Here is a 16,309-nt window from a genome sequence, read left to right on the forward strand (position 1 = left end):
CAAACGGGTAAAAGAATATTTCTGGCCCCCCAGAGAAAAGAGATCTAGGCTTAAGCAATCCCTTATCAATCAATTTTGCAAGAAATCCTGTCAAAATAATGACCGACAAAAATATTTCTCCGAAGCTTCCCAAAAAATTTCTTTCTGACCTGGAAACAACTATCGGCGCCAAGGCGATGATTACCAACCTTGATGATATTGCCCCTTATATGGTTGAGCAACGGGGTCGTTTTGTCGGGGAAACATCTTTGGTTGTAACCCCCAAAAACACGCAAGAAGTATCAAACATAGTCAAACTATGTGCAGAACATAATATCGGAATAGTTCCCCAAGGCGGCCATACCGGGCTTGTAAGTGGCGGCATACCCTTTGTTGGTGACAATGCCATTGTACTTAACACCAGCCGCCTGAATAAAATACGGGCTATTGATCCGGTAAATAACACTATGATTGTCGAAGCCGGCTGTATTTTGCAAACAATACAAGAATATGCAGCAAAACATGACCGCCTGTTTCCTTTATCCCTTGGCGCAGAAGGCAGTTGTCAGATTGGCGGGAATATCGCGACGAATGCCGGCGGCATTAATGTCATCCGCTACGGGAATACACGACAACTTGTGCTAGGCTTAGAAGTCGTTACTCCTACGGGTGAAATATGGAATGGCCTCAGGGCCTTACAAAAAGATAATACAGGCTATGATCTGAAACAGCTCTACATTGGATCAGAAGGCACACTCGGGATTATCACAGCAGCCGTTCTTCAACTATTTCCAAAACCTAAAGAGCAACAAACTGCCGTTTTGGCTCTTAAAGAACTAGAAGACGCCCTGCCCTTACTTAATCTGGCTCAATCAATGCTCGGTGATGCGCTGACCTCTTTCGAGCTATTGCCACGGATTGGTATAGATTTCTCTCTTAAACATGGTCAAGGTGTGGTTGACCCAATTGAGGGGCGATACGACTGGTATATCCTGATGGAAGCTTCTGTTGCAATCACCCATTCCAACCTACAAGAACTTTTTGAAAATTATCTTGAAACAGCCTTTGAGCAGAACTGGGTACAAGATGGTGTCTTGGCGCAAAACAAAGCACAGTCCGATAGTTTTTGGTTACTTCGGGAAAACATCACACTGTGCCAGAAACCAGAAGGTGGTTCCATAAAGCACGATATTTCCGTACCTGTTTCATCCGTACCAGCCTTCATTAAGACTGCCAATGAAACCGTTCAGAAAATAATCCCCGGCATCAGACCTCACCCCTTTGGACATTTAGGTGACGGCAACATTCACTACAACCTATCCCAACCTTTGGAAATGGATAAACAGGATTATTTGAATCGCTGGGAAGAAGTAAACAGAGTTGTTCACGACATCGTACATAGTTTTAACGGATCAATTTCAGCTGAACATGGCATCGGTCGTGTCAAACGAGATGAAAACCAACACTACAAATCACCGGTGGAAATGCAGTTACTGAAAAGTATAAAAACCGCGTTAGACCCCAAGAGCATTATGAACCCCGGAAAATTGATACCTGAAAGTTAGCACCCAAAAAATCAAGACCCGTAAGCGAATACCCGTAAGTAAAATTTACTCAAAAAAGTGTACTCAGTTATGATTATTAGACCCCATAAAGTGAACGATGCAGCCGAGCTGTTGCAACTGTTTCACGATACAGTCCACAACGTAAATATTCAGGACTATAGCCAAGAACAAATAAATGCCTGGGCTCCGGCAAATTTTGATCTTGATCGCTGGAAAGAAAGAACAAAAGATTATTTTATTTTTGTTGCAGAGGACGATAGCGGCATCGTTGGTTTTGCAGAACTTGAAACCACAGGGCACATCGATTGCTTTTATGTCCACCATCAAAAACAGGGCCTTGGTATCGGACACAAGCTAATTAAAGAAATAGAGCGAAAAGCCAAGGCCCTCAACCTGAATGAAATCTACGCCGAGGTCAGCATTACAGCACGGCCATTTTTTGAGAGAAAAGGTTTCAGAGTTAAAGAAGAACAAGAAGTTTCTATCAGGGGACAGAACCTTAAAAACTATAAAATGAATAGACTTCTTGTATAACCAATAATGGGCATCACTCTGCCTAATCATACCTATTCAACAGATAGAAAAAGCCCCGGACGGTTGAGCGTTCCGGGGCTTCTACCGAATACGAATGAAATTTATTTCATTGTCGGCATCATAAATTCTGCACCACTACGAATGCCCGTTGGCCAACGAGTTGTGACCGTCTTCAAACGTGTGTAGAAACGAATACCCTCAGGACCGTGCATGGAATGATCACCAAACAGAGATCTTTTCCAGCCGCCAAATGAATGGAATGCCATTGGTACCGGAATTGGCACATTTACACCAACCATACCAATTTGGATTTTGTGCGAAAATTCGCGCGCGGAATCTCCGTCACGGGTAAAGATAGCGGTACCATTTCCATACTCATGATCGTTGACCAACTTAACAGCTTCATCAAAGGTATCGACACGAACAACAGCCAACACAGGACCAAAGATCTCTTCTTTGTAGATGGTCATATCCGATGTGACGTTATCGAACAAACACCCACCGATGAAATAGCCGTTTTCAAGGCCTTCCGGTTTTTTACCGCGACCATCCACAACCAACTTCGCGCCTTCATTCACGCCAGCATCAACAAAACCAGTGACCTTTGCGAGATGCTCCGCAGAGATCAATGCCCCCATTTCGGCGTCAGCAACCTCATAATGCGCAATTTTAAGAGCTTCAACTTTAGGCGCCAGCTTCTCAATAAGAGTATCCGCAGCTTCATCGCCAACCGCAACGGCAACTGAAATCGCCATACAACGTTCGCCTGCGGAACCGTAAGCAGCCCCCATGAGCGCATCAACAGCTTGATCCATGTCGGCATCCGGCATCACAACCATATGGTTCTTTGCACCACCAAGAGCCTGAACCCGCTTCCCGTTCGCTGTACCTGTTTTATACACATACTCGGCAATCGGGGTTGATCCAACAAAACTAATCGCTTTAACACGCTCGTCTTCCAACAGAGTGTCAACAGCTTCCTTATCACCATTAACAACGTTAAGAACACCATCTGGCAAACCAGCTTCTTTCAAAAGCTCGGCAAGTCGCAAGGGACAAGATGGATCTTTTTCAGAAGGCTTCAGGACAAAGGTGTTACCACAGGCAATTGCGATAGGGAACATCCACATAGGAACCATTGCTGGAAAGTTGAACGGTGTGATCCCCGCACAAACACCAACGGGTTGACGCGCAGAATGGCTATCGACCCCAGTACCAACATTTTCGCTGTGCTCACCCTTCAGAAGGTGCGGAATACCGCAAGCAAACTCGACAACCTCGAGACCACGAGTGATCGATCCCACAGCATCGCTGATCACTTTACCATGCTCGGCACTTACCATGGCCGCTAACTCATCCATGTTCTGTTCAATAAGCTCTTTGAACTTGAACATGACCCGCGCACGACGCAATGGTGGTGTTGCCGCCCACCCAGGTAACGCAGCTTCTGCTACAGCAATAGCGTCCCGAACTTCTTCAGCAGATGCCAATGCCACTTCACCAGAAACCTGCCCCAAAGCAGGGTTGTGAATCTTGGCTGATCGGCCGCCTTTTCCTGCGATCTTTTGTCCATTAATAAAGTGCCCAATTTGTTGGCTCATTCGCCTGCTCCCACATTACTAGTTTCAGCGATTTACACGCTGAAACAAGGTTTTCAATTTCGTATTTATCATTTTGAATTTTCACATTTTCGCTAGATGGCATTCGCAAAAATGACTTCTATTCTTCACTCATATTTAAGAGTTAGAGCGTCCTTGCTCATATATCCAGTTTTCTCTATTCTCTATATCCAGATAAAAATTCACGCCTTCTTCGTCTATATTTTCTGTGGATAAATTCCATACCAAATATACGTAAGGAAATTTTTGGATTTAACAGCCAACACAACATTTAGAATATATTATTCAAAATAATAAATTTCAGAATATTAATTCTACACGGAGTAAGTATCAGGAGCGTCCCCTGAATTCAAGAAAAAGACAAAGGATTCCACATAATGTCAGAAAGCCTTTTCATTCTGGACAAGGAAAGCAATGAATCTCTCCAATTACAAATCAGGAGAAAGTTTGTTTCTGCGATTTTAGGGGGAAGCTTACCAGCTGGAGAACCTGTCCCCTCCAGTCGAAAACTGGCAGAACAACTAGATGTGTCTCGCATCACAGTCACTCAGGCTTATAATTCTCTGATCGATGATGGCTATCTGACTTCCAGAGAACGCAGTGGTATCTATGTCAGCGATCGTCTAACCCTTCCATTAACCCGAGACCAGTGTCAACAGACAAAGAAATCCCCTTTACCTAGCCCTGTTTTTCAGCAAATGAAACATCGGCCTAGTCACCAACAAAACATTGAAAAACCATCAAACTGGCGAGATTACCCTTATCCTTTTGTGACAGCCCAGGTAGATAAGTCACTCTTCCCGATTGCCGCGTGGAGAGAGTGCTCTAGACAGGCTTTAAGCCTGAATGCGATGGCTGATTGGACTGAAGATCGCCTAGGAACTGACGATCCCTTTCTCGTTGAACAGATCAGAACGCGGCTACTTCCCACACGCGGCATTCATGCAAGTGAAGAAGAAATCTTGGTAACAGCTGGTGCTCAGAACAGCCTTTATATTCTTTGCCGCCTTTTCCTTAACAACAATACCTTGTTTGGTATGGAAAACCCGGGTTACCCGGACCTGCGGAACATTATTCAGTGTATCGGTTCACGTATACAGTACTTGAAACTGGACAATTATGGACTAATTCCAGACCAACAAATTGACACCTGCAATGTCCTAGCCGTCACGCCAAGCCACCAGTTTCCAACAACCGTCACCATGCCTCTACAAAGAAGAAAGGAATTGCTTGAACGTGCTGAAACCAACAACACATTAATCATTGAAGATGATTATGAGCCTGAATTAAATTTTGAAAACTCTCCAACCCCTGCCCTAAAATCCCTCGATAATAACGGACGTGTCGTTTATGTGGGCAGCCTTTCCAAATCGTTCTTTCCCGGATTACGACTTGGATACCTCGTTGCTTCAAAAGAAATTATCCAAGAAGCAAGAGCACTTGGCCGACTTATGCATCGACATACCCCAACCAACAATCAACGGACGATGGCATTGTTCCTCGCTCTTGGGCATCACGATGCTTTGCGCAAAAAATTAAGAAAAATTTATAAAAACAGATGGATCGAGATGAGAACAGGATTGGAAAAAATCGGTCTTAATTTTCAAAAATCATCCGGAGGATCAAGCTTTTGGGTCAACGGGTCCAAAGACCTTAACAGTAAAGAGTTGTTGCAAGAGGCCCTAAAAAAGGGTGTTGTTCTAGAACCCGGTGCGATTTACTACTTTGACGCAATTCCACCAAAATATAATTTCCGTCTTGGATACACAGCAATCGAACATTCATCAATCAAGAACGGCTTAGAGCAGCTTCATCTTGCATTGAACAGGATAAATAAAACTTAATGAAGTGTCAGCCCAACAGTCGGAACCAAAACAAACTCTTCATCATCAATTAATTCCGGCATAACCACCATTCCATCGTCTTGTAAGGAATCATCAGAATGCATATAAAAAGAAAGCATTCCCTGATTGAGGAAGGGGGTGGGACGATAAGAGTAGTCAGCATCTGTTGCTACAATATCAATCTCAGTAAGGGCCTCACCAACATCGTCCAAAAATAAATCCGACATTTTGGACGAAATTGTTTCAATAGATCGAAGAGATTGATTTAAATCGCCAGAACCGGGCTGGGCATGGTTTTCAAAAGCAACTGAATTCGCCAACATATCCTGCAAAGCATGCACTCCTTGCTCTGAAGCAACTGGTATACTCAGAATGCCTCTTTCTGCCTCTACCAGATGTTCTTCCCTGAATGTGTCAGAATAGCTTTCGCTCAATTGTGCAACAGCAACCATAATACCCTCCTACAAGCAGGACTATTTTAGAAAATTAAATCTAAAATTTGCGTTAAATATTCGTTGACAAAAATTAACCATAAATTGTGATTTGTATTCTTTTCCCCGTTAGCTACAAACTTCTTAAAGTTTTTTTAATCACAATCAGTTATCGATAATTTCAAATCAAATGCTGTAAGGGAGATCTAGACGGTGAATAAATCAGCTGAAGATCGCAGGGTATTTCCAAGGGCAGAAGTAATTCTGGCAGGGCGTGTTGATGGTAACCTGCGGAAAAAAGACTGCGCCGTAATGGACATCTCTTTAACCGGGGCAAAGCTCGAGTTTGATCGACCTTTAACAGGCGAAACGATCGAAACTCTTCGCTTTTCAAAATCAGCAGCTCTCAATGTTTCTGTTGCTTGGGATCATGGCACAAATGTGGGCGTTAACTTCACCGATGCGCCCCATGACATCGCCAACGTTCTTGAGCCTCTTTTACCCAAAAGCTGCTTCGAGCCTTTTGATAACAAAAAATAAAACGCCTATTATTAATAGAAAACAAAAAAATCCTGCGAAACAATTTCGCAGGATTTTTTAATACATCGATTGTTTGGTCAGAAAACTAAACGTCTTCTTCTTCCCCAGGAAGCCCCGGCAGGCCCCGTTCTTTTCTTGGTGTTCTGCCAAAGAAATCGCGATAACATTTTGAAAAGTGGGACGCTGATACAAAACCACACGCCAAAGCCACATCAATAACAGACATATTTGTTTGCAGTAGGAGAAGTCGAGCTTTGTTTAATCTCAGTTCCAAATAGTATCGCGCAGGAGAACGGCCAAGATATTTACGGAAGAGTCGTTCTAGCTGACGGGTTGAGAGCCCCGCATCTTTGGCCAACTGAATACGCGTCAAAGGCTCTTCCAAGTTTTCTTCCATTAACTTGATAACTGCCAACAATTTTGGATGCCGCACGCCCAATCGAACTGGCATAGACATGCGCTGTTGATCATGCTCATCACGAATACGATCATGCATAAACTGGTTTGCGACTTCCCCTGCCAGCTCATGTCCGTATTGGGACGAAATAATATTAAGCATCATATCAAGCGAGGCAGTTCCACCAGCACAGGTGAAGCGGTTACGATCGATTTCGAACAGTTCTGGGGTAACTTCGATTTCGGGAAAATCCTCTAGAAATCCAGCTAAATTTTCCCAATGAATTGTACAGCTGTAATCATCAAGCAACCCAGCTTTTGCCAAAATATGGGCTCCGGTACAAAGAGCTCCAATATCAACACCTTTTCTCTCAATACGACGTAACCAGGAATGAATACGCCTATCTTCTATCTTATGCGCGTCTTCCCCGCTGCAAATAATTGCCGCATGAAAATTATCCAGCTCATCAAGGTTAATATCAGGAGAAATAGGAATACCACAAGACGACAATACAGGCTGGTCATCTACACTGACTAAATTCCAGCTATAGAGTTTTTTTCCTGCTTCTCTGTTAGCAAGTCTTAACGGCTCTATAGCAGATGTAAAAGCGATAAGAGAAAACTTTGGGATAAGGAAAAAAACGATGCGCTGTGGCAATTCTTGCGGGGCTTTTCTAATCATCTCTAAACTTTCACCTGACACGCATGTTAGCAATACGAAGATACATTTATTAGTAAGTGCGTATAAAGTATCACAAGAATGAAGGATAACATCATTCTCTTGCCCTAACCTTAAAAAGTACACTTATTTTATCTTGAGCTTTTTACTCTTTAAAAGGCCAATTATCAGAAAGTTTAAAAGTAAACAAGAACCGAATACTACTTTTATTATCCGCGCATAAGAAAAGGCGACAAAAGTCGCCTTTTCTCTACAAATAAGATCTAAGTGGGAGACTTAGGTAAAAGCATCCGGCATAGACTCTTTTTTCTTGGTGATGAATTCATTCAAAGCTTCATCAATCGATACATCAAGATCAGGCGCGACATATTGCTCCAAAGTCTTTTTTACAACGGCATTTGCACGTTGATAAGCATCAAGGGAACCTTCAGATTCCCACTGTTCGAAAGAATTGTTATCCGCAATATTAGAACGATAGAAAGCTGTCTCAAAGTTTGCCTGAGTATGAGCACAGCCAAGAAAATGGTTACCCGGTCCAACTTCGCGAAGGGCATCCATAGCTTGACCGTTCTCAGTCATATCATAACCTTCCAACATACGCTGCATCATACCCAATTGGTCTGCATCCATCACGAGTTTCTCATAAGATGAAATCAGACCACCTTCGAGCCACCCGGCAGAGTGAAGGGTAAAGTTCACACCAGCAAGCGACGTTGGCAGGATTGTATTTGCTGACTCGTATGCCGCTTGCGCATCAGGAACCTTGGAACCACAAAGCGATCCACCAGAGCGGAATGGAACCCCAAGACGACGCGCGAGCTGTGCCATACCATAAAGAACCAAAGCAGGCTCAGGTGTTCCAAAAGTCGGCGCGCCAGACTGCATTGAAATCGAACTCGCGAACGACCCCAGAACAACCGGAGCCCCTTTGCGAACCATCTGAGCAAAAGCAATACCGGCCATTCCTTCGGCAAGGGATTGCGCCATCACACCAGCTGCGGTCACTGGCGCCATAGCACCCGCGAGAATGAATGGAGTGACAATACAAGCCTGCATGTGACGAGCATATACCTTCAAGGCACCAAGCATGGTATCGTCAAATGTCATCGGTGAATTCGCGTTGATCAGACTGATCATTACCGTATTGTTTTCGACGAAATCATCGCCAAAAACCAATTTAGACATCGCAATAGAATCTTCAGCGCGTTCCGGTGCGGTAACTGATCCCATATAGGGTTTGTCTGAATAACGTATATGGGAATACAGCATGTCCAGGTGACGTTTGTTCACCGGAATATCAACAGGCTCACAAACCGTACCACCAGAATGGTGAAGCGCAGGCATAGAATATGTCAACTTCACAAAGTTCCGGAAATCTTCAATCGTTGCATAGCGACGACCACCGTCGAGATCACGGACAAAAGGAGGTCCATATACGGGGGCAAAAACAGTATTCTTACCACCAATAATCACAGACCGTTCAGTGTTACGGGCGTGTTGGGTAAACTCACTAGGTGCGTGGGCACACCACTGCCGTGCAAGACCGCGCGGGAAACGAACACGCTCGCCCTGTACATCACAGCCATTGTCTTTGAGAATTTGAAGGGCTTCAGGATCGTCACGGAATTCAATCCCGATTTCTTCCAGAACAGTTTCAGCATTGTGTTCGATTATTTCAAGCGCTTCTTCATTCAGTGTCTCGAAATAAGGAATATTACGTGTAATGTATTTTAGTTGCTCTGCTGAACCACTTGATCTGGCAGCACGTCGTGAAGCAGCACCACCGCCACTACGACCTCGACCGGCGCGCCCAGCACGACCTGATCTTGTTTCTGTATCACTCATTAAATGCCCTCCTATAGAGATCTCGAATATTCCCTTCTGGCGGATAAGGCTCTGTCTAGATTGCGACCGACAAAAAACCAAATGCGGCAAGGAGGGTTAACAAGCTTATTTCCCTAGTAAAAACCGTGAGAACAGACTTAAATTTCTCCTCATTAAATCACACTTTTGAGAAATTTTTAAATTGAAGGCCATCTTCTTCAACCGTAACACATACGAGTCGTTTTCAATAAACATGAGATAAAACGACTTTCTTTGTCCCTAAAAGGTCAAAATCTGCTAACGTCAAAAATGTCGTAAAAGATCACTAATGTCGTAAACTGCGAGTGTGGTGACGCAAACCGATAGGACGTTCAGCGGACTGTTCCCCATCATCATAGCAGGATGTAATCGGTGGCTGCTACTGTACAAAAATTACCAAGTCTTTTTGTCGTCTCGCAAAAAACACCGAAACATAACATACAACTTTGACCCTGTGCATAAGCACGTTTAGTCGCATTAATTTGGAGTCAGGCGATGAAATCTCACTACAAAGCCGTCGTTATCGGTGGTGGTGCTGTTGGTGTTGGTACACTTTACCACTTGGCAAAAAAAGGTTGGTCAGATGTTGCGCTGCTAGAGCGCCACGATCTGACATCTGGTTCCACCTGGCACGCTGCTGGCCTGCTGCCTCTGTTCAACATGAGCTACTCTGTTGGAAAAATCCACCAGTACTCTGTAGATCTCTATGCCCGCCTGGAAGAAGAAACCGGTCTGAATTCAGGCCTTAAACAGGTTTCGAACATTCGTCTAGCCCGGACACAAGACCGTATGGACGAGTACAGATACTATGTTGGTGTGGCTAAAACACTTGGTGTTGATGTTAAATGGCTTTCCGTTGAAGAACTGAAAGAAATTTGGCCTCTGTGTAACACAGACGGTATTCTTGGTGCGATCCAGCATGTTGAAGATGGATACGTACAGCCTGCTGAACTGACACAGGCGCTTGCAAAGGGTGCCCGTAACAACGGCGCTGAAATTCACCAGCACACAACTGTTCTGGGCATGGAACAGCAAGACGATGACAGCTGGATTGTTCAGACTGACAAGGGCGATATCTCTTGTGAGCACGTGATTTCCTGTACTGGTAACTTTGCCCGCAAGACAGGTGAAATGGTTGGACTGGACATTCCGGTCATTCCAGTTGAACACCAGTTTATCGTTACTGAGCCTCACCCGGACATTAAAGCACGTCATGCTGCAGGCCTTCCTGAAATGGGTGTTCTTCGTGAATCAGATTCTTCATGGTACATGCGTGAAGAAGCTGGCGGTCTGTTGCTTGGTCCATACGAAGTTGGTGCGCCTTGCTGCTACGTTGATGGTCCAGCGCCTGATGCCAAGTACGAACTGTTCAACGGTGAGCTAGAGCGTCTGATGCCATACATCGAGACCGCTTTTGAGCGTGTACCGGCCTTTGCTGAAGTTGGCATCAAAGAAGTTTATAATGGCGCGATTGCCTACACGCCTGATGGATCACCAATTATTGGTCCAGCTTGGGGGCTAAAGAACTTCTGGCTGAATGAAGGTCACTCCTTTGGCATTACAGCAACCGGTGGTGCTGGCTGGCAGTTGGCAGAATGGATCGTCGACGGCGAACCGACAATTGATATGTCTGGCGTTGACCCACGTCGCTTTGGTCCTTATGCAGGCCGCGGTTTCTTGAAAGAGAAAAACGAAGAAGCCTACGCGAATGTTTTCACTGTTCACTATCCTGACGAATCTCGTCCAGCAGCCCGTGGTCTAAAGCGTTCACCTTGTTATGACCGCATGAAAGAACACGGCGCGGTTATGGGAACAATCTTTGGTTGGGAACGTCCAAACTGGTTCGCCCCGGAAGGTTATGGCCTGACCGAAGAAGATCTGAACCAGGATGATACAATCACACGTGAGAACCATGCCCCTGCTGAAGAAGGTAAACTACCAGTAGAGAAATGGTCTTTCCGTCGCTCTAACTACTTCGAGCACGTTGGCAACGAATGTAAGAACGTTATGGAAAACGTTGGCCTGCTTGACATGTCAGCTTTCTCTAAGTTCATCGTAAAAGGTCGTGGTGCAGAAGCTTGGTTGAGCAGCTTGGTTGCCAACAAAATCCCTAAAAAGATCGGCCGTATGGCGTTGACACATATGTTGACCCTGCACGGCGGTGTTCGAGCTGAATTCACCATTCTTAAAACAGGCAAGCAGAGCTACTACCTCGTATCTGCTGGTGCTCAGGAACGTCACGACTGGGATTACCTTACGAAGCTAAAACCAACAGACGGTTCAGTTGAACTAGAGAAGATCACAACTCAGCAAGGCGTTTTCATTATTGCTGGACCAAAATCCCGCCTCTTGATGGAAAAACTGTCTGATGCTGATTTCTCTAACAAAGCCTTCCCATGGTTGACCGCACAACAGATCTCTGTTGGCATCGCACCAGTCACTGCTGCACGCGTTAACTTTGTCGGTGAGTACGGTTGGGAGCTTCACCACCCAATTGAAATGCAGAACTATCTTTTTGATGTTCTCATGGAAGCTGGTGCTGAATTCGGCCTGAAACCATTTGGTATTCGCGCCATGGATTCCATGCGTCTGGAAAAATCCTACCGTTTGATCCCAACAGAAATGTCCATCGAATATTCTGCGCTCGAGACCGGCCTTGATCGTTTTGTGCGCCTAGATAAAGAAGATGATTTCATCGGGAAACAGGCGTTGGCTGATTGGAAAGAGCGTGGTTTTGACAACCAGTTCGTTACAATGGAAGTCCATGGGGTGACCGATTGTGATGCCCGTGGATCTGAACCAATTTATCTCAACGGTGAAATGGTTGGCCGCGTAACATCCGGTGGATACGGTTTCCGTACTCAGAAATCTATTGCCCTCGCTATGGTACGCCCGGATTTGGCCGAAATTGGCACAGAGCTGGAAGTCTATATCCTTGGAAATCTTTTCAAAGCAACGGTTGTTGAAGAATCACCGTATGATCCAGAAAACAAAATTCTGCGTAACGTCGAATAACATCGACTTACGTTAAAAATAAAAAGCCGCAGAGTTATCCCAACTCTGCGGCTTTTTTATTTTGCACACTTTACTAAGACAATTACCGCCCTGCAGCATATCCTTGCATTGAGCGAGGATTTGCTGCCGCTTTCAACAAACCGTTTTCTTTGGTTGCTGCAGCCATGCGCCCCAGTGACCAATCTGGCTCGATAACGACTTTATGGCCCCGACGTTTCAATTCTTCAATGGTTTCCGAAGGAAAACGTCCTTCGAGTGAGAGATTACCCGGATCACATTCACGCGGATAAAACGAGCTTGGGAAATGCGCGGTTTGGAAAGCAGGCGCATCAATAGCTTCTTGTAGGTTCAGGCCAAAATGAACATGGCGCAGGAAGAAATGGAGCGACCATTGATCCTGTTGATCCCCACCCGGTGTTCCAAAAGCCATGTATGGCACACCATTTTTCAAGGCGAGTGAAGGTGTTAACGTTGTTCTTGGTAGTTTTCCGGGAGCGATACATGCCGGAGAAGTTTCATCAAGCCAGAACATCTGCGCCCGATTTGTCAGGCAAAACCCAAGTCCTGGAATGACCGGTGAAGACTGTAACCACCCACCACTTGGTGTTGCTGAAACCATATTTCCCCAACGATCAATAATATCGAGATGACAGGTATCTCCCTTTACGCCGCCTTTATCGTCTGGTGTTGGTTCATCATTAAACCGCGCAACTGTTGGCTCACCAAGATCGGTATTATCTTTGCCTTCGTCTGTGGTTCCTTTGATCCGAACCACCACATTTCCGCCCTTACCGGGAACAGTTCCCGGCCTGATTTCCAGAGATGCTTTGTCCGTGATGAGTTTACGGCGTTCATCGTTATAAGCTTCGGACAGCAGTACATCCATCGGCACATCAACAAAATCTGGATCGCCATAAAAAGCTTCCCGATCCGCAAAAGCCAACTTTGCACTTTCTGTGACAAGATGTACAAAATCTGGAGATTTTTCATCCAGACTATCCAGATCGAAACCTTTCAACAACGCCAGTTGTTGCAAGAAAACGGGCCCCTGCCCCCATGCCGCAGTCTTACAAACGGTATAACCATGATAATCGAATGTAAGAGGTTCTTCGTAAGAAGCGGACCACGCAGTGAAATCACTTTTATCCAATAAGGCCTTGTGACGTCGTCCTGTCGTATCCATAATCTCTGCGGTTTCACAGAAATCCAAAATTGCCTGCGCGACAAAACCTTCTGACCAAATTTTTCTGGCAGCCTTGATTTGCTCTTCCCGACTATCTGATACAGCTTCCGCTTCAGAAACAATCCGTTCGTACATATCAGCCAGTTCAGGATTTTTAAAAAGATCACCAGCTTCCGGTACTTTACGGTCTTTCAGGTAAATATCAGCCGAAGAAGTCCATTCGGTCTCAAAGAGGTCCTTAACCCGGTTTATTGTATGCGAGATATTGGGAACCAAAGGATAACCATCACGCGCAAAATTAATCGCATAGGATAGAACGTCCCGCAAAGACATCGTGCCATAATCCAACAGCATCAACATCCATGCATCAAAGGCACCGGGAACTACGGCAGAAAGCATACCCGACCCCGGTACAATAGATAAATCCAAGGCCTGATAAGCTTCCAATGTCGCTTTCTTCGGCGCAGGTCCTTGCCCATTAATAACTTTAACGGGCCCATCTTCCGGAGCCACAATGATCGGCACTTCACCACCAGGACCGTTAAGATGTGGTTCGACAACTTGCAATGCAAAACCCGTTGCAACGGCAGCGTCATAGGCGTTTCCACCTCGTTCCAGAATGCCCATACCCGCTGCTGTAGCCAGCCAGTGGGTTGAGGTCACAACACCAAAAGTGCCTGTAATTTCCGGGCGCGTGGTGAAATCGCTCATACTCTACTCTCCTGATCGAATAAGATTCCCCGAATGCGGATATCTAGGAAAAACAAGTGACTAGACCCGTAAAAAGGTATCAAAACAACATAACTTGACAGGTAAGATAGATCATGACGATAATTGGTACAACCAATATAACTTGGTAAAACCAAAAAATTATTGAGACCATACGAAAGACAACTTGATTATCGGAGAGTTTCCCAACCAAGCATCAAGGCATCAAAACCCTTCACGCTATATGGCATCAAGGTAATAGGTGCTGTAAGATTCAGTAAAAATAAATCTAAGCCGAGATAACACTCATTCTCTAACTTTAAAAAAATTACTAGTCAGGCTTTACATAGATGGACGCACTCCTTTCCACAGATCTGCTTATTCTAGCAGCTATCCTATTGGCCACAGGCGTTGTTGCCGGGCTTATTGCCGGCCTTTTAGGCGTCGGCGGCGGCATTGTTATCGTTCCCGTTCTATATCACCTTTTCAGTCTAATAGGTGTCGACGAGTCCGTTCGCATGCACACCGCCGTTGGGACGTCATTGGCAACTATTCTTGTCACTGGTTTTGCCTCTGCCCGTTCTCATTATGCCAAAGGAGCTGTAGATACAGACCTCTTGAAAAGCTGGGGGCCTGCCATTGCGATTGGCGTCTTGATCGGGGTTGTTGTCGGCGGAAATATTGGCTCGGAAGCTTTGATTGCAGTCTTTGCAGTCATAGCGTTAGTCGTCGCTATGAATATGGCTTTCCGACCTGAAGGAGCACATATTTCAGACCAGCTCCCCGGCTCCCCCTTTAAACAACTAATTGGAGTTTTCATCGGCGGAATATCGGTGTTAATGGGTATCGGCGGCGGAACCTTATCTGTACCTATTCTCACCCTTTTTAACTACCCTATTCGCAAAGCTGTTGCGACGGCTTCTGCCATCGGTCTTATCATCGCGGTTCCCGGCTTTCTTGGTTATATTTATTACGGTTTGGGGCTACCCGGCAGACCAGATTTTTCCCTTGGCTACGTCAATCTAATTGGCTTTGCTCTCATCATTCCTACATCAGGGTTCTTTGCCCCAATCGGCGCGAAGATTGCCCATGCGATCCCGCCAAAACTTCTTAGACTGTCTTTTGCCTTTTTCCTCTTTATCACGAGCTTGCGCATGATACATGACTTGCTAACATAAGAACGCTGCCTTAGAAGGCAGTTAAGGGAGAGCAAGTATGACAGAGCAAAGTCAATCCACGACGCTAGAGCAAGAAACTGAAACGAACGATAATTCAGTTTCAACAGCGCGCGCCTATGAAGACGTTATCGCCAAGATCAGAAAGTTGATCAGCGATGAAGACATGGGTCCTGGGGACGCGCTTCCTTCCGAACGACGTCTATCTGACTTGTTTTCTGTCTCACGCCACTCTGTCCGTGAAGCCATTCGTGTCTTACAGGAACAAGGTGTCCTAGCGCCGAAACGTGGAAGTGGCAACTACATCCGATCTTCAACAAGGGAAGAGCTAACCCGCGCTTTGTCCTCTTTGGTTTCCGGCGACGTAAGACGTCTTTTCGAAGTCTTCCAACTACGTGAATTAATCGAGCCGCAAATTACTGCTCTTGCCGCAGAAATGATCCTTCCCGAACAGTTAGCTGAAATGGATCAGCTTCTGAGAACTCAGATGACGACGGAAGATCTAAGTGAACTTCAAAAGATCGACAGGAGCTTTCACGCACTCATCGCCAAGGCAACAGGGAATACACTCCTATCTGATCTCATGGACAAGATCAGCGCATCTATAGACCCATCCCGTACCGAGGGCCATCAAAGTGAAGAACGTCGTGTTGCTTCCATCACGGGTCACTGCCGGATCTTAACTGCACTTCAGGCCCATGACCCCGATGCCGCAGCCGAAGCAATGCGGGACCATATCAACGATATAAAACACGCAGTTTCACCCGATACCCCATAA

General features: G+C 45.5%; 12 protein-coding genes. 7 read left to right on the plus strand and 5 right to left on the minus strand.

The window, feature by feature from the left end:
• The first annotated feature begins 98 nt into the window (after nt 1–98).
• Nucleotides 99–1,544, plus strand: a complete 1,446-nt coding sequence (locus ACN0W5_RS10280) for an FAD-binding oxidoreductase (protein ID WP_417454050.1) — start codon at nt 99–101, stop codon at nt 1,542–1,544.
• Between the two features lie 69 nt (nt 1,545–1,613).
• Complete coding sequence (locus tag ACN0W5_RS10285; RefSeq protein WP_417454051.1) at nt 1,614–2,078, plus strand: GNAT family N-acetyltransferase; 465 nt, start codon at nt 1,614–1,616, stop codon at nt 2,076–2,078.
• A 101-nt stretch (nt 2,079–2,179) separates the two neighbouring features.
• Here ACN0W5_RS10285 and ACN0W5_RS10290 read toward each other — a convergent pair whose 3' ends face one another.
• Nucleotides 2,180–3,679 (minus strand): CoA-acylating methylmalonate-semialdehyde dehydrogenase, encoded by a 1,500-nt coding sequence (locus tag ACN0W5_RS10290; RefSeq protein WP_299374488.1) that lies wholly within the window; start codon nt 3,677–3,679, stop codon nt 2,180–2,182.
• A 395-nt stretch (nt 3,680–4,074) separates the two neighbouring features.
• Here ACN0W5_RS10290 and ACN0W5_RS10295 point away from each other — a divergent pair, with 395 nt between their 5' ends.
• Nucleotides 4,075–5,541 carry a PLP-dependent aminotransferase family protein gene (locus ACN0W5_RS10295; protein WP_417454053.1) on the plus strand — a complete coding sequence of 489 codons (1,467 nt, stop codon included), beginning with the start codon at nt 4,075–4,077 and terminating at the stop codon, nt 5,539–5,541.
• Here ACN0W5_RS10295 and ACN0W5_RS10300 read toward each other — a convergent pair.
• Nucleotides 5,538–5,993 carry a hypothetical protein gene (locus tag ACN0W5_RS10300; RefSeq protein ID WP_417454055.1) on the minus strand — a complete coding sequence of 152 codons (456 nt, stop codon included), beginning with the start codon at nt 5,991–5,993 and terminating at the stop codon, nt 5,538–5,540. The two genes, ACN0W5_RS10295 and ACN0W5_RS10300, sit on opposite strands and share 4 nt — an antisense overlap.
• 192 nt (nt 5,994–6,185) lie before the next feature.
• On the opposite strand from ACN0W5_RS10300, the gene ACN0W5_RS10305 reads away from it, so the two are divergent.
• A complete protein-coding gene (locus ACN0W5_RS10305) occupies nt 6,186–6,512 on the plus strand; it encodes a PilZ domain-containing protein (protein ID WP_417454056.1) in 327 nt (108 codons plus the stop codon).
• 85 nt (nt 6,513–6,597) lie between these two features.
• Here ACN0W5_RS10305 and ACN0W5_RS10310 read toward each other — a convergent pair whose 3' ends face one another.
• Nucleotides 6,598–7,590 (minus strand): GlxA family transcriptional regulator, encoded by a 993-nt coding sequence (locus ACN0W5_RS10310; RefSeq protein ID WP_417454057.1) that lies wholly within the window; start codon nt 7,588–7,590, stop codon nt 6,598–6,600.
• Between the two features lie 273 nt (nt 7,591–7,863).
• The gene (locus ACN0W5_RS10315; RefSeq protein ID WP_417454058.1) at nt 7,864–9,432 is read right to left on the minus strand and encodes a trimethylamine methyltransferase family protein; all 1,569 of its coding nucleotides are present in this window, start codon (nt 9,430–9,432) and stop codon (nt 7,864–7,866) included.
• A gap of 513 nt (nt 9,433–9,945) precedes the next feature.
• Here ACN0W5_RS10315 and ACN0W5_RS10320 point away from each other — a divergent pair.
• Nucleotides 9,946–12,465 carry a GcvT family protein gene (locus ACN0W5_RS10320; protein ID WP_417454059.1) on the plus strand — a complete coding sequence of 840 codons (2,520 nt, stop codon included), beginning with the start codon at nt 9,946–9,948 and terminating at the stop codon, nt 12,463–12,465.
• A gap of 82 nt (nt 12,466–12,547) precedes the next feature.
• Here ACN0W5_RS10320 and ACN0W5_RS10325 read toward each other — a convergent pair whose 3' ends face one another.
• Nucleotides 12,548–14,359, minus strand: coding sequence for a gamma-glutamyltransferase family protein (locus ACN0W5_RS10325; RefSeq protein WP_417454060.1), 1,812 nt, complete (start codon nt 14,357–14,359; stop codon nt 12,548–12,550).
• Between the two features lie 347 nt (nt 14,360–14,706).
• Between ACN0W5_RS10325 and ACN0W5_RS10330 the strand changes: the two genes are divergently transcribed.
• Nucleotides 14,707–15,534, plus strand: coding sequence for a sulfite exporter TauE/SafE family protein (locus ACN0W5_RS10330; protein WP_299374511.1), 828 nt, complete (start codon nt 14,707–14,709; stop codon nt 15,532–15,534).
• A gap of 37 nt (nt 15,535–15,571) precedes the next feature.
• A complete protein-coding gene (locus ACN0W5_RS10335) occupies nt 15,572–16,309 on the plus strand; it encodes a FadR/GntR family transcriptional regulator (RefSeq protein ID WP_417454061.1) in 738 nt (245 codons plus the stop codon).

Source organism: Kiloniella sp., from assembly GCF_048270245.1.
Classification (GTDB): domain Bacteria; phylum Pseudomonadota; class Alphaproteobacteria; order Kiloniellales; family Kiloniellaceae; genus Kiloniella.